The 14033-nt window shown below is 40.4% G+C and carries 14 protein-coding genes; 3 read left to right on the forward strand and 11 right to left on the reverse strand.

Annotation, left to right across the window (positions count from 1 at the left end):
- Positions 1 to 168 precede the first annotated feature (168 nt).
- From ACYSNU_RS15850 to ACYSNU_RS15860, 3 genes are all read right to left on the reverse strand, one after another.
- Positions 169 to 1278, reverse strand: coding sequence for a sensor histidine kinase (locus tag ACYSNU_RS15850; RefSeq protein ID WP_461738143.1), 1110 nt, complete (start codon positions 1276 to 1278; stop codon positions 169 to 171).
- 63 nt (positions 1279 to 1341) lie between these two features.
- Entirely contained in the window at positions 1342 to 2100 is a 759-nt protein-coding gene (locus ACYSNU_RS15855) for an ABC transporter permease (RefSeq protein ID WP_461738144.1), read from the reverse strand.
- Between the two features lie 13 nt (positions 2101 to 2113).
- The gene (locus ACYSNU_RS15860; protein ID WP_461738145.1) at positions 2114 to 2773 is read right to left on the reverse strand and encodes an ABC transporter ATP-binding protein; all 660 of its coding nucleotides are present in this window, start codon (positions 2771 to 2773) and stop codon (positions 2114 to 2116) included.
- A gap of 246 nt (positions 2774 to 3019) precedes the next feature.
- On the opposite strand from ACYSNU_RS15860, the gene ACYSNU_RS15865 reads away from it, so the two are divergent.
- Positions 3020 to 3475 carry an NUDIX domain-containing protein gene (locus tag ACYSNU_RS15865; RefSeq protein ID WP_461738146.1) on the forward strand — a complete coding sequence of 152 codons (456 nt, stop codon included), beginning with the start codon at positions 3020 to 3022 and terminating at the stop codon, positions 3473 to 3475.
- A gap of 129 nt (positions 3476 to 3604) precedes the next feature.
- On the opposite strand, the gene ACYSNU_RS15870 is transcribed toward ACYSNU_RS15865, so the two are convergent.
- The 6 genes from ACYSNU_RS15870 to ACYSNU_RS15895 all read right to left on the reverse strand — a co-directional run bounded on the left by ACYSNU_RS15870 (position 3605) and on the right by ACYSNU_RS15895 (position 9364).
- Complete coding sequence (locus ACYSNU_RS15870) at positions 3605 to 4639, reverse strand: S66 family peptidase (RefSeq protein ID WP_461738147.1); 1035 nt, start codon at positions 4637 to 4639, stop codon at positions 3605 to 3607.
- A gap of 283 nt (positions 4640 to 4922) precedes the next feature.
- A complete protein-coding gene (locus ACYSNU_RS15875) occupies positions 4923 to 6116 on the reverse strand; it encodes a hypothetical protein (protein ID WP_461738148.1) in 1194 nt (397 codons plus the stop codon).
- Complete coding sequence (locus ACYSNU_RS15880) at positions 6109 to 6984, reverse strand: ATP-binding cassette domain-containing protein (RefSeq protein WP_461738149.1); 876 nt, start codon at positions 6982 to 6984, stop codon at positions 6109 to 6111. The genes ACYSNU_RS15875 and ACYSNU_RS15880 overlap by 8 nt, the downstream gene beginning before the upstream one ends.
- Complete coding sequence (locus tag ACYSNU_RS15885; protein WP_461738150.1) at positions 6984 to 7754, reverse strand: hypothetical protein; 771 nt, start codon at positions 7752 to 7754, stop codon at positions 6984 to 6986. Before ACYSNU_RS15885 ends, ACYSNU_RS15880 begins: the two co-directional genes overlap by 1 nt.
- Entirely contained in the window at positions 7747 to 8313 is a 567-nt protein-coding gene (locus ACYSNU_RS15890; protein ID WP_461738151.1) for an RNA polymerase sigma factor, read from the reverse strand. Before ACYSNU_RS15890 ends, ACYSNU_RS15885 begins: the two co-directional genes overlap by 8 nt.
- A gap of 31 nt (positions 8314 to 8344) precedes the next feature.
- Positions 8345 to 9364, reverse strand: a complete 1020-nt coding sequence (locus ACYSNU_RS15895; RefSeq protein ID WP_461738152.1) for an acyltransferase family protein — start codon at positions 9362 to 9364, stop codon at positions 8345 to 8347.
- Between the two features lie 285 nt (positions 9365 to 9649).
- Here ACYSNU_RS15895 and ACYSNU_RS15900 point away from each other — a divergent pair, with 285 nt between their 5' ends.
- Positions 9650 to 10096 (forward strand): NUDIX domain-containing protein, encoded by a 447-nt coding sequence (locus ACYSNU_RS15900; protein WP_461738153.1) that lies wholly within the window; start codon positions 9650 to 9652, stop codon positions 10094 to 10096.
- A gap of 244 nt (positions 10097 to 10340) precedes the next feature.
- Here ACYSNU_RS15900 and ACYSNU_RS15905 read toward each other — a convergent pair whose 3' ends face one another.
- Together ACYSNU_RS15905 and celB are read right to left on the reverse strand one after the other, a co-directional pair.
- On the reverse strand, positions 10341 to 11057 hold the full coding sequence (locus ACYSNU_RS15905; RefSeq protein WP_461738154.1) for a GntR family transcriptional regulator: 717 nt from the start codon (positions 11055 to 11057) through the stop codon (positions 10341 to 10343).
- A gap of 103 nt (positions 11058 to 11160) precedes the next feature.
- A complete protein-coding gene (gene celB, locus ACYSNU_RS15910) occupies positions 11161 to 12429 on the reverse strand; it encodes a PTS cellobiose transporter subunit IIC (RefSeq protein WP_265459669.1) in 1269 nt (422 codons plus the stop codon).
- A 149-nt stretch (positions 12430 to 12578) separates the two neighbouring features.
- Between celB and ACYSNU_RS15915 the strand changes: the two genes are divergently transcribed.
- On the forward strand, positions 12579 to 13973 hold the full coding sequence (locus ACYSNU_RS15915; RefSeq protein ID WP_461738155.1) for a glycoside hydrolase family 1 protein: 1395 nt from the start codon (positions 12579 to 12581) through the stop codon (positions 13971 to 13973).
- Positions 13974 to 14033: the final 60 nt, after the last annotated feature.

Here is a 14033-nt window from a genome sequence, read left to right on the forward strand (position 1 = left end):
CTTTAACCTCCAATTTTTCCGAATAATTTTATAATGCAAACTAATTTACTATGCAGTAAGAAATGAAAAAATAGTTTGCAATTAAATTGCGAACTAGTATTTTCGCTAGCTTCAAACAGGAGAATGCTTCGCACATGGTGGGAAATTTTTTATAGGCTAAAAACTTTTTTATTCCTCCGTGCTGTCATATTCCAGCGGCAAGGAAATTCTTAATAGCGTGCCGTGGTCATCTTGAATGACCAGCGTGCCCTGCAAACTTTGGACTCGTTCCTGCATGCCTGTCAGACCATTTCCAGAAATTAAATTTTTGGCGCCGATGCCGTTATCCTGGATGCTAATCTGCAGCCATTCATCTGCCTGTTGAAAAATAATTTTGCAGTAGGTTGCTTTGCTATGGCGGATAATATTGGTGACGGCTTCCCGTAAAATGCTACTCAATTCCGTTTGCTGATGGCTGCCTAGTGACTGAGCTAGTTCTTCGTTTTCTGTGGTTAAAATAATTTTAGCTGCAGTCAGCGCTTGGTTGATGTCGACCATTTCTTCTGGAATGGAGCGCCTGCGCATATCGGAAACAATTTCTCGGACAGTTTTCAAAGTGGAGCGGGATAAATGCTCCACCTCCTTCAGCTCGTCTTTCGCCAAGTCGGGCTTTTTTGCGAGAATTTTTTGCGTCAAATCCAGTTTAATCGTCATCACTGATAAAGATTGGCCCAAGGAATCATGGAGCTCACGGGCAATCCGGTTGCGCTCTTCACCTTTTATCAGAGACTCCATCCGTTTATTTGCTTGATAAAGCTGTTTGCGTTGTTCCTGTTGCTGATAAAATTCCTGACCAGCCAGTGGCGCCACAGCGGTAAATAAACTAAAGGCAATGCTCATAATTAATTGATTGCCGCCGAAAGCCGGATTTTGCAACGGACCTAAAAGCATCCCGGAAAGCATTAGGGCCAGCTGACCGACATAAAACAACCAAAATTGTTGTTTGCGTAGCGGGGAAAAGCCCAATTGCCACGCAGGAAACATAAAGAGATAGACATAGCCTAAATTCAAAGTATAAAACCAAGCAATCAGATATTGCAGCAGTAGCCAGTAATAAAAATATTTTCCGCGGAATAAAGTGTTGCGGTAGCACCAAGCAAATAGTAGTAATAAAACACCGGCAAATTGCCGTTGAAATGTATCATATGGAAATAATGACATAATTGGAATCAGGAGAAAGAGCATCCAGATAATGGAGCTGACAGTTTCGCCCTTTGGAAATAAGTGAAATTTTTGCATAGGCCATCCTTTCCAGCTGATTACTTTAATTAAAAACGAAAAGCCATTTTTTAGCAATATTATTTAAATTTTTCTCCGCTGAAAGACCACTTTGGCAATTAAAATGAAAAGAGCGATGTAGACAAAATTTCCGATAACCAGTTGACCAGTGGATAACAAAGTCATCTGGGACAAGCTGCTGTCTGCTAATTGATTGGCCAAGTTTAGCATATTGAAGGGATTCCATTTGAGCCAAGCGGCCTGATCCAATACTAAGAATTGGACACCTGCCAGCACAGAGGACATGAAATAAGAAATCAGTCCTAACATTCCCGCCAAAGATTCATTTTGCACGATTAATGAAATCATCAAAGACAGGCTGGCAAACAGCCACATGCCGACAAAACCAGCACCGACTGTTGTCAGTAGCGTCTGCCAGATAGCGCTTTGTTCCAATGAAACTTCTGGGAACAAAACCAGACTGATTGCTACCGTCAAAATCATTGCCAAAATGTTTAGGTAAAAGGAATAGCCTACCAGTAGTAAAAATTTGCTGAAGAATATTTTTGAGCGACTGCCATCTTTTTGCAGCATATTTTTGATTGTTCCAAAACGAAATTCCATCGAAAAGATTTGGCTGGCCAGATAAACCATGGAAAAGACAATCAACCAACTACTGTTAAATAAAGTTGGGACCAAGTTTTCAGCTGTCAGCAATTCAAAATTTCCAAATTTGGTGACAAGAGCCATGCCAATAATTAAAAGAGTTAGTGCAAGGCTTTGTTTTATAATTAGTTGTTGCTTTGTTAATTTGAATACTTCTTGTTTGATAGTCGTTGTCATAGTCATCCACTCCTTAAGCTAATTTGGCTAACAAGCCTTCTTCAAAATCATTCAACAATTCTGGGTGCTCGACATTTTCGACGAGCACGCCGGCCTTTACCAAAAGCACACGATCGACGATTTGTTCCAGTTCACTTAAAATGTGACTGGAAATCAAAAAGCTGATGCCAGCCTTGCGATAAATCAAAATGGCTTCTTTTAAAAGTTTGACTGAATAAGGATCGAGTCCATTCATCGGCTCATCTAAAATCACTAATTGCGGTTTGTTTAATAACGCTAAGGCAATTCCTAAACGTTGCTTCATGCCAAGTGAGTAATCTTTCGTTTTTTGATTGATAAATTCTGTTAGGTCTAGCAGCTGAATCAGCTGGTCAATTTCCAATTGGCTACGGCTCTGATCAGAAAATAATTCCAGATGCTCAAGGCCTGTCATAAATGGATAAAGGCCAGGTTGTTCAATCAGTGAGGCCATCTTTTGTTCTTGGCCTGTGATGCTACCTTGACTCGTTGGCGTCAGACCTAAGATGGTTTTCATCAAAGTTGTTTTGCCAGCGCCATTGGGTCCAACTAGCCCGACGACTTCGCCGGCGAATAGCTCGCAATCCAAATTGGCTAAGGCCTTTTTCTTTTTAAATGTCACAGTCACTTGCTTTAGTTTGACGATTGTTTTCATTTTCGCTCCCTCATCTCTTGTTGATAAGCTAAGTTTAGCGAAATTCTGCCGCTGAATTAAGAAGCTTTCGTCATGACTATTTATGACATTAGTCATGAAGGAGGATTGTTGAAGAGATTTAAGTTGATTTAGTGGGGAAATGAAGAAAGAAACACTGTTCCCCAAACAAAACCATGCACTAATTATTTTCACAAAATTCATATGCTACAATTAAATAAAATTTGGATAACTAAAAAAGGAGAATTTATGGCAGATTATTTATTAGATTTAAGAAAAGAAGTTGGCAGTCGGCCGCTGGTGGTGGCGGGAGCTTGTGGTATTGTTTTGAAGGACCAGCAGATGCTTTTTATTCAACGTAGCGATAATGGTTTTTGGGGATTGCCAGCGGGTTCTGTCGAAATCAATGAGGATCCGAAAACGACCACTTGTCGAGAATTGCTAGAGGAAACTGGCTTAGTGGCAGAGGAAAAAGATTTAACTCTGTTGAATGTTTTTGGCGGGGCGGATTTTTTCTATACTTATCCCAATGGTGACGCCTGTTCTTTTGTGACTTCCAGCTATTTGATTGAAAAATTTAGCGGAGAGATTTTGACAGAAACGGATGAAAGCACCGACTGCCGTTTTTTCCCGTTGGATCAGCTGCCAAAAGAAGTGGCGTTGCATGAAATGCGCATGATTGAGGATTTTTTAGAAAATAAATAAAAGAGACGTCTGTTTATCAGCATCAATAAAGGACATTAAAAAAATGTCCTTTATTGCGAAGTGACCACCCCGAAAATTTAATTTTGGTGTGGTCACTTTATTGATTTGCTTTTGAACAGTGTCTCTTTTTTATTCGACTGCTGCCTCCATCAAGGCAACCGTCTGTTGGTCACAATCAATTTGGACTTCACAGCCAAAAGGCAGGCTGACAATTGGATCGGCGTGACCGAAATTTAAATTGTAAACAATTGCTAGGTTGGGTAGCTGGCATTCATCCTTGATGATTTCAAGGAGAACATCTTTGTATTCTTGATAATATTCTTCATCTTGAGGCTTGCCCATCAAGATGCCGTTAAGCTGATGGAAAATTCCTTGGGCGGATAGCCCCCGCAGAAAAATCTGCAGCCATTCAGGTGAGATTTTCATCTCAGAGGTTTCAATAAATAAAATTTTCCCCTGCCATTCAGTCGCTGATGGCCAAATTTTTGTGCCCATCATCATAAAAAAAGTTTCCAGACAGCCGCCTAAAAGGGTGCCGGAAACTGTACCACTGCCTTGTAAAAATTCGTGGCCGTGGGTTTCTGGCTGCCAGCTTCTTGGAATCAGCTGATTTTCAGGGTTGTTCCAATCGAGAAAGCCGCTTGTCCAAACCGGCGCGCTTTCAAGCTGCAACGGGACTTTTTTTTCGGCAACTAAATCAAAAAAATGTTGCGTGGTGTAGTCGCTGAGCTGAACATTTTCAGCCCATTGAGTGAACACGGCTGGCCCATAAATGGAGGTCACGCCAGCATGGTAAAACATAAAATGATTGATGGTGGTGTCAGAGTAGCCGACAAAAATTTTGGGATGGGCTTTGATAACGGAAAAATCAATATATGGTAACAGGCGAATGGTGTCCGCACCGCCGACCATGCAAAATATTGCATCAATCTCAGGATTTTTCAAAGCGGCCATTAAATCAGCTGCCCTTTTTTCTGGGTGAGCTTGCAAAAATTCTGGTGATTGCAAAGCATTTTCGGTCAACACAACGTGATAACCCATTTTCTCAAGACGTTCTTTGGCAATTTGCCAACGGTAGGCCAGCGCCGGAATGCCGGCTAGCCCTGCTGATAAGCTAATAAAGGCGATTGTGTCGCCAATTTTTAATTGTTTTCCTTTAATCATCCAAGCACCTCGCTTTTTGTCTATGATAGCAGACTGACGTTGAGGGGCAAGCTTTTTTCAGCATAACAAAAGAGGCTATGACATCAGTCTTGTTAACAGATGAAATCCCGAATTATTTTGCATTTGTGAGTGTGGTCTAGTGAATCCTCGAGGCAGAAAGTACATGTGGGACTGTGTTCCAGAAGACCTCGTCGCAACTTCTCAATATTTGCTGGTGCTTGCCAGATATTGTTCGGAAAATTCAGTGCTGTTTTAAGGAACGTTACAACCTCATCTGAAAAATTTAAGAAAAATTCAATTGCTTCATCCGCCAGCAGATAATGGCGTCAAAAAGCAGTTTGCCTAATATGAAAAAGGCTAATAAAAGGCTGATGTTGACAAGGAAATTATCTGTAAAAAAAGTTTCTCCTGAGGCTAAGGTCCGAAAGAATGTGCCGGGGTCGCCATTGTTAATCGGAAATAAGCTTAAAAATTTGGCGATAATGCCACTTTGGATGAATTCCCTCAGCAGCTGTGGAGCAAAAAAGACACCTAAAGCAATGGCCAAAGAATTAAAGGGATTTTTGGCGAAAATAGCAATTAAGCTAGTGAAGCCAACGGTTGCCAAAAGAGCGGCGAGCTGCATGCCATAACTAATCAGTAACACTTGCACTTGATTTAGCAAAATTGGAAAATCAAACAGGCGCCAAGGGAAATTGGCTTGAATGCTGACCTGCCAACCAGATAGCCCATAAAGATAGAAAAAGCTCAGAAAAATCACGACCTGCAATAGCAAATAGACACTGATAGTGATGACGCAAGCGGTGATGATTTTGGCATAAATCATCTTGGTGGGACCAAATTTAGTAGTGGCCACCACGGGTATGGTATTGCGGGAGAATTCCATGGAAAACAAATTGGCACAAATTAAAATCAAAAATAGAGCTAGCGGTAAAAAAGCCCGGCCGACCGTTTCCAATAGTTCGCCCCAAGGTAAGTTATTGCCCATTTGCACTGGTGAGGTACCATTTTTAGCACCATAGAAATTCAAATCCTCAATGGAATGATAATTAATATCTGAGAGGCTGAGGGTTTGATGCTCTTCAAAAGCGGCATCAATTTGCAGGGAAAATTCCCGCTTGTCTGAAATAAAAGTGTTTTGAATTTGGTAAGGGAAAGCCCCAAAAAAATCATCTCGCTTGTCTTCGCCAGCCGCTATTTGCCGTTTGTTTTCTTGCGTAGATTGTAAATAGGCACTTAAAATATCGGCAATTTTTGCATCCGTTAAATCGCCGGCATAAGCGTTGGCAATTTCTGCATTGCGGTTGGCAGTTTCTTGACCGGCATAACGCTCACCTTCTGTGCCGCTAATTAAATTTGTGCCGTACAAGGTCGCCAAAATCACAGCTAAGACAACAATCAGCATAATCAAAAAGGCGCCGCCAAAAATTTTTTCCTTAGTAATTTTTGCCATTTCAAATTTTATTAAGTCAATCATCGCTTTGCTCCTCTCTAAAATAATAGAGATAAAGATCTTCTAAGGTTGGCTGGACCGGTTTGGCATTAGTTGCAGGCGCTTTTGTAGTGAGAACCCGTAAAATTATTGTGCCGTCCTCATTTTTTTGATTACTGATGGGATACTTGGCGCTGAAATTTTTTAATTCGGCCGGCGTGACAACCACTTCCCAGACAAAATTTTCAACAGTGGCAACCAGCTCCGCCGCTGTGCCGTGGTTTGCAATCTGACCATCTTTTAAAATAAAAATTTCATCGGCAATGTATTCAATGTCTGAGACGATATGGGTCGATAGCAAGACAATTTTTTCTTGGGAAAAAGAGCTCAGTAGCTTGCGAAACTTAACCCGTTCCTTCGGGTCAAGTCCGACCGTAGGCTCATCCAAGACGAGAACTTTTGGATCGTTAATCAAAGCCTGTGCAATACCCAACCGCTGTTTCATGCCACCAGAGTATTTCTTGATTTTTTTGTTTTGCATACTGCTGAGGCCAACCCATTTTAATAATTCCAGACAACGCTTTTTGGCTACTTTTTTATTAAGTCCTTTTAGCGCTGCCAAGTAGAGCATAAATTTCAGGCCGGTAAATTCCGGATAATAATTAAAATCCTGTGGTAAAAAGCCTAACTCACTGTGAAAAGCCGCTAAATTTTCCAAAATATTTTTAGAGTTGTAGAGAACTTCCCCTTGACTGGGCTTGGTTAAGCCAGTCAAAATCTGCAGCAGGGTCGTTTTTCCAGCGCCATTTTCCCCTAAAAAACCGTAGATGCCCGGGGACAACCGCATCGTGATGTCTTTTAAAACGGGCTGGTCGTCGTAGTTTTTACTGATATCGACTAATAATAATTCCATTAATTTTGCCCCCAATTCTTTTTGCGGAAATTTTGATAGAGTAGCAGCCCCAAAACCACGGCTGTCAGCAGATACGCAATACTCCAGAACAACAGTGGCTGTTGATAGATATCCGTTCGGGAAGCGATGATTTGAAAAGCACCGATAAATAAACCGACGACCAGACATTTCCCAATAGTGAGAATTTTTTGTCGTCCTATTGTCAGCAGACTCAATAACAACAAAGATAATAAATTAAGGGGCACAAGGAGAAACAGTACGATTTGCCAAAATAGTAATGATAATAAAAATTCAGAAAATAAGGCAATTGCTATAGCCAACAACAAATCATAAAGGCCAAAAATGATTAGTTTCATGATTAAATGTTCCCGCAAACTGTATTTTAAAGTTTGCTCTAACGGGGCCATCCCGTGAAGAAAAGGTGTAACCAGATTGCCGAAAATCAAAATATTGCTAAAGAGAAACAGTAAGGTCAGCATGCTAATGCTGCTATTAATTGTGACATAGTTGGCAACGAAACCCGATTCAGCGCCTTGATTGTTCAACATTAATAGGAGATAAGCCAGCAAGATGCCCAAAACTAAAAGCTGTGCCAGCCAAAATTTCAAGCTGATAAAGCGGAAAGTGATTTTGAAGAGCTGCCAAAAGGAAAAACGTGTGGCTTGCTGTTGCGCCAGTTGTTGGCGACCGAGTTCCAGCAGCTGGGATTTTTTGGCTTCATTTATCGGTAACTCTTGAGCCTGCAATAATTCAGTTAATTTCTTATTCAAAATGAAACTCCTCTCTATCCAGCATTTTTTTAAGTTTGCTCAGCCCTTGATTGATGCGGGACTGGGCAGTGGGAACGCTGACTTCGGTAATTTTAGCGATTTCCTTGACCTTTAGCTGATGGAAATATTTTAAAATCAAGGCTTCTCTTTGCATATCCGGCAGCTCATCTAAATAAATTTGCAGCTCTTCGGCCGTATCTGCGGCAACCAAATGCTTTAGAGCCGCCTCGCTTTCGGCCTGCTCAGCAATATTTTCATGGAGCTCAGCATAGTCAAAATTTTTCTTTTGATAATAGCTATTACAGGTATTGACGGCAATCGTAAAAAGATAATTAAAAAACTTGCCAGTAAACTGAAAGCGCTCCAGATTTTTGATTAACTTCAAAAAGATTTCCTGAGTCAAATCCTCTGCCAATTGCCGCTGCCCATAACAGCGGCGAAAACAATAGCTGTAAATTGTTCCATAATATAGATTGACTAACTCTTCCCAGGCCTCATCATCGCCGGCCCGGATGCGTCTAATTAGCAAATAATCCCGCAGTTGCGTCACATCATTCATCCCCTCAAAAAAAACAGTCTGTACTGAAAAATCATTTAGCTTTTTCTAAAAAAATGGTATTGCCTTGGCGCCTTTTTCGCATATGCCCAATTCGTAAAAGCAAGATGGGGATAAAAACCCCCAAAAATAGGCGTGTCCAACCTAAATTGGCTGTGACTTCATTGCCTGTCATGGTTAGTGTATTGAATATTTCAATTGGAAGCAAATGGACAAAGAAAATAAATTGCCCAGCTTTCTTTAACGGCTTGAGGCTTTTCTTGGCTGAGGCTTTTAGCAGCAAAGGAAAACCAAAGAACAGCAGCGGCAGTAAAAAGAAGAGAAAATTCTTATCAATCCCTTGGTTGGCGTAAATCAGCGGCCCCTCAATGGCCATCAGGACAAAGCTAGCTAATAAACCAATCGTCAAGACGCTTTTTTGCCGTTGAATTTTTTCAAAATGATCAGCGATGAAAAAGCCCATCAAAATAAAGATCGAACTAAAGAATACCCCATTTCTCGTGGTGAAAAAGAAGGCAAGATAGCCGTTCAAAATATTTTTTAAAAAGGGCATGGTGATAAAAGCAGAATATGTTTCGCTGGCTCCTATTATATATAGCAATAAAAGGAGCCCAGCCAATTTTATGTAGCCGAACTTTCGTAAAAGTTTCGGGACGACATAAAGGGAAAATAAAAGTGCCGGAAAATACCATAAATGATAATAAATTCCCGTATAAATTAAGCCAACCAGAGCTGCGGGAATCAGCAGCAGACCGCTGAGCTGGAGTTCTTGTTGGACAAATTGTAGCCCCAAAGGCAGATAAATCAGTGACCAGAAAAGATACGTCTGCAAAATTTTTTTCAGCCAAATTTTGCGCTCCTCAGCATTTTTCTGTCTGAAAAAGAAGGCATTCACAACGAGGAAAAAGGGCACAGTTACCCGGCATATCATCGTTTTAATCACAAAGTGAAGTTCAGGATTTTCCGTCAGGGTCCCGCTGTGAACCACCACTATAAATAGCGAACAAATAAACTGCGTCACGTACAGCAAATTGTAATTCGGCTTCGTTTGCATTTTGACACACCCCTCTCCTTACCTAGATAAACTGGTCAGTTGGAAAAATCATTTAAGGGGAGGGGGATTTTTTGAAAAAATTTTAAGCAGAAAATATTACTTGGTAAAATAGGGAGTTTAAATTGTAGAATGGTTAAGAGAGAATTTTTTAGTTTAACTTTGGAGAATATCGGAGTAAGCTTTATAGCTAAATGTAAGGATGGTATTTGTTTGAAACAATCACATCTACATCATTTTCAAAAAAACACAATATTATAACCACAAACCCAAGAAAAGAGGTGCGTCATGGAATCTTTTGGCAAAAGAGAGCATCGTTTGGAATATAAAAAAAGAATCGGCGCCTATGGGATTATTCAAAATGCCCAGCAAAAATTTTTGACTGTCGCCGCAACGGATGGCTATTTGTTTTTAGTTGGCGGAGGCCTCGAAGAAAAGGATGAGCCAATTGCTGCCCTTCAGCGGGAAATTTTAGAGGAAACAGGTTTTTCAGCCCATGTTAGCAAATTTTTGGGACAAGCTGAAAAGCATTGGGTATCACCACAATATCCTGAGTGGCCACAGCATAATATCGGTTATTTTTACGCCTGTCAGCTACTGGAAAAAATCGCTGAGCCAGTTGAAAAAGAACCCATCTTTTGGGCAAGTATGGCAGAATTGGAGCAAAAATTGTTCCACGAGCATCACTTGTATATGGTAAAACAATTTGAAAATGGCTGGCAAGGAGCAAACTAGTTACTAGAAATTTCCCCAAAAAATTGCTAATTTTGAAAGCTATTTTTCTTTTGGCTAGAGAGTTTAAAACCCTTGATAGCTGCTAGAAACTTTTGAGTCTAGTTATCGTGGTTTTAAAAGTTAGCAAAGAGTTGGCTCGTTTTGAAGGATTTCCCTAATAATCATCATCTGCTTTAGTTGATAAAAAACTAGAAAGTCTGCCATTCTGATTCTCAAAATATGATGACCAGAATGGCAGACTTTTTTATTTTTTTAAATCTAAAAAAGAATAGTCTCTAACATCATAGCGGTTGCGGCTGCGGGAATATTCAAAGGGTTGGCCATTTTGCAAATAGACAATTTGGCGAATCTCCAAAACGGGATCATGCTCGCCGCAGTTTAAATATTTTTGATCATAGCTGCTGCTTTTGTCCGCGTGAATAGTGCGATAGGCTCCGGTAATTTTAAAGCCCAGCTCATTTAAAATATATTGATAGATAGAGGACTCCAAAGTTTCTTTTTTTAAATTTGGAATCAAGTGAATCGGCATGTAGGTGTGCTCCAAAATAAAGGGCTCGTTTTCAACGATGCGCAGACGAACAATTTTATACACCGGCTCCTCTTCGGTGATATGCAGGCGCTCTTGGACGATGGCATCGGGAAATTCAACGCTGAATTCAATGACTTGGCTAATCAGTTTGCGGCCAGCTTCGGCCATTTCCTGACTTAAGCCGCCGTACTCAGAAAGTGTCGACGTGTCCTTAGTCAAAAAAGGCTGACGCAAAACAGTCGTACCTACTCCTTTTTTAGAAGTCAACAATCCCTCCAAAGTTAAAATATCTAAGGCTTTTTGGATGGTCATGCGACTGACTGAAAATTCTTTGACCAAATCAATTTGTTTTGGCAATAGCGAATCAGGCGGATAGATATCACTTTTGATGCGGTTTCTAATTGTATTGGCAATTTCTTCGTATTTTGGCATTTTTTCCACCTCAAAAATATTATAGCTAAATTTGTTTGTCTAGACAATCGTGAAAAAAGCCAAAGCAAAGGGCTGAGCTTTGCCTTGGCTTTTAGATTTGAGACTAGATGTCACTAACTTCTTGGCGGTCTAGCATCCGCATGAATGGATACCAAAGTGCTGCGACGATGAGGAAGTCGACAACTTGCAAGGCTCCGCCTAGCCAAGAATTAGTTGCTAAAATTCCGCTGGCAATAATCGGTACTGTCCAAGGGACTGAAACGCCGGTTGGAGGCGGTACGATGCCGGCCGCCATGACCAAATAATTTAGCGTGGTCACAACTAATGGTGCGAGGACCCAAGGAATAAGAATGGTAGCATTTAACACAATTGGCAGACCGAAGATAACCGGTTCGTTCACATTAAAAATTCCGGGGGCCAAAGCCAAGCGGCCAATGTCACGATATTGTTTTTTCTTCAACACAAAAGCCATAATAATGACAACGGCTAAGGTCATCCCAGAACCTCCCAAGCCAACGGTAAAAGTTTCCATGAAAGGCTTGGTGATGATGTGAGGCAAATCTTGCCCCGCTTTATAGGCATCCAAATTTTCCAACATTAAAGTATTCCAAATTGGATCCATTACTGAATTGACAATGATTTGTCCGTGCAAACCAAAAAACCATAAGAACTGAACTAAAAATAAAGCAATCAAAGTGGCTGGTAAACTACTACCTAAACCTGTTAATGGTTTTTGAATCACTTCATAAACAACATCATGCAGATTGGCATTGAACACGCCAGTCATAATTGCATTGATAATCAGAAAAACAGTTAAGGTGACAACCGCCGGAATTAACGCGGCAAAAGATTTAGTAACAGCCGGTGGCACTCCATCAGGCATTTTAATCTGCCAACCTCTTTTTGTGATGCGGCAGTAAATTTCTGTAGCTAAAAAGGCAGCAATCATACCAATAAACATCCCTTTAGCTCCTAAGCGATCTAAAGACAACACTCCTGAAACTTCCTCGCCATTTTCTAACACCATGAAGAAGGGAGTTAAAATTAAGAAACTAGCAAACGCAACGGCTCCGCCGAAAATTCCTTCGACATCATATGATTTTGATAAATAATAGCCGATACCAAATGTAACAAAAACCGTCATGATGCTCATGGTTGCATTTTGCCCATTGCCAAAAAGTGTAGATAGCGTTCCCTTCGTGGCATCGCTGAAAAAAGGTAAATTGTTAATTACTACGACAATTGAGCCGAACATTGTTAATGGAAATGACAACATAAAGGCATCCCTTAAAACGGCTAGATAACGATTTTGCCCAAGCTTATTTGCTAAGGGCATAATTTTTTCTGATAGTTTATCCATAAACCCATTCATTTTCTTCACCTCTAAATTTTTCTTGCAATCGATTACTTTCATAATTTAGCAGAATTTTTCGAGTATGTCTAGTCATAGTTTTAAAAATGATTGATTTAATTCGTTTTGTTAGGTATCATATACTTAAAACATAAGAGAGGAAGAATAGGATGCAATATAAATTTCCAGAAAACTTTTGGTGGGGCTCTTCAGCGAGTGGGCCGCAGACGGAAGGACGTTTCCCAAATGATGGGAAAGGAGACAGCATTTGGGATTTTTGGTACCAAGAGGAGCCGGAAAAATTTTTTAACGGCGTAGGACCAGAAAAAACTTCGCAGGTCTATAAAAAGTATAAAGAAGATATTCAGCTGATGAAAAAAATTGGTCACAATTCTTTTCGGACATCAATTCAATGGAGCCGCTTGATTCCAGAAGGCCGGGGAGCTGTTAATCCTGAAGCTGTAAAATTTTATAACAGCTATATCGACGAATTGATTGCCAATGGTATTGAACCATTTTTCAATTTGTATCATTTTGATATGCCGATGGCGCTGCAAAAAGAAGGCGGCTGGGTCAATCGCAAAACGGTGGATGCCTATGTCGAGTTTGCCAAGACTTGTTTTGAACTATTTGGCAATCGTGTGAAGAAATGGTTTACCCATAATGAGCCGGTTGTACCAGTTGAGGGCGGTTATCTCTATCAATTTCATTATCCAAATGAAATTGATATGCGCAAGGCAGTGATTGTTGGCTATCATGAAAATTTAGCCAGCGCGAAAGCAATTGAAGCCTATCATGCCATGAATTTACCTGGTGAAATTGGAATTATTTTGAATTTGACACCAAGTTACCCAAGGGATGAAGCAAATCCAGAAGATGTGAAGGCCGCAAAAATTGCCGATGCTTTCTTCAACCGTTCATTCTTGGACCCAGCTGTTAAAGGCGAATTTCCCGAAGAATTGGTGACAATTTTAAAAGAGTTGGACATGCTGCCGGAAATTCAAGCTGGCGATTTAGATACAATTAAAAATAATACCGTCGATTTGTTAGGAATAAATTATTATCAACCGCGGCGAATCAAAGCTAAGGAAACACCAATCGATCATAGTCATGGTCCGATGCCGGATGATTATTTTGATAATTATGATATGCCCGGTAAAAAAATGAATCCTTATCGTGGTTGGGAAATTTATGAAAAAGGCATCTACGATATTTTGACGAATACCCGGGAAAATTACGGCAACATTCCGTGTTTTATTTCCGAAAATGGCATGGGCGTTGAAGGGGAAGAAAAATATATTAATGCCGATGGCCAGATTGAAGACGACTACCGGATTGAATTTATCAGCGGTCATTTAAAATATGTCTCTCAAGCAATCGCTGAGGGCACTAATTGCTTAGGCTATCATATGTGGACTTGCATGGATAACTGGTCTTGGATGAATGCCTATAAAAATCGCTACGGGTTTATTGCCGTTGACCTTGATCAAGATGGCAAACGGACAATCAAAAAATCCGGTTACTGGTTTAAAAAATTGGCTGAAACCAATCAATTTGAAGCTTAATTAATATCGGTTACTCAAAGAATCAACGCCGTAAAGTTAGAATTTTCTTCTGACTTTGCG

Source organism: Enterococcus sp. LJL120 (genome assembly GCF_054871765.1).

Excerpts from the sequence above, each read along its gene's own strand:
- ACYSNU_RS15850 (WP_461738143.1), bottom strand. The coding sequence starts at position 1,278 with ATGCAAAAATTTCACTTATTTCCAAAGGGCGAAACTGTCAGCTCCATT.
- ACYSNU_RS15855 (WP_461738144.1), bottom strand. The coding sequence starts at position 2,100 with ATGACAACGACTATCAAACAAGAAGTATTCAAATTAACAAAGCAACAA.
- ACYSNU_RS15860 (WP_461738145.1), bottom strand. The coding sequence starts at position 2,773 with ATGAAAACAATCGTCAAACTAAAGCAAGTGACTGTGACATTTAAAAAG.
- ACYSNU_RS15865 (WP_461738146.1), top strand. The coding sequence starts at position 3,020 with ATGGCAGATTATTTATTAGATTTAAGAAAAGAAGTTGGCAGTCGGCCG.
- ACYSNU_RS15870 (WP_461738147.1), bottom strand. The coding sequence starts at position 4,639 with ATGATTAAAGGAAAACAATTAAAAATTGGCGACACAATCGCCTTTATT.
- ACYSNU_RS15875 (WP_461738148.1), bottom strand. The coding sequence starts at position 6,116 with ATGATTGACTTAATAAAATTTGAAATGGCAAAAATTACTAAGGAAAAA.
- ACYSNU_RS15880 (WP_461738149.1), bottom strand. The coding sequence starts at position 6,984 with ATGGAATTATTATTAGTCGATATCAGTAAAAACTACGACGACCAGCCC.
- ACYSNU_RS15890 (WP_461738151.1), bottom strand. The coding sequence starts at position 8,313 with ATGAATGATGTGACGCAACTGCGGGATTATTTGCTAATTAGACGCATC.
- ACYSNU_RS15895 (WP_461738152.1), bottom strand. The coding sequence starts at position 9,364 with ATGCAAACGAAGCCGAATTACAATTTGCTGTACGTGACGCAGTTTATT.
- ACYSNU_RS15900 (WP_461738153.1), top strand. The coding sequence starts at position 9,650 with ATGGAATCTTTTGGCAAAAGAGAGCATCGTTTGGAATATAAAAAAAGA.
- ACYSNU_RS15905 (WP_461738154.1), bottom strand. The coding sequence starts at position 11,057 with ATGCCAAAATACGAAGAAATTGCCAATACAATTAGAAACCGCATCAAA.
- celB (WP_265459669.1), bottom strand. The coding sequence starts at position 12,429 with ATGAATGGGTTTATGGATAAACTATCAGAAAAAATTATGCCCTTAGCA.
- ACYSNU_RS15915 (WP_461738155.1), top strand. The coding sequence starts at position 12,579 with ATGCAATATAAATTTCCAGAAAACTTTTGGTGGGGCTCTTCAGCGAGT.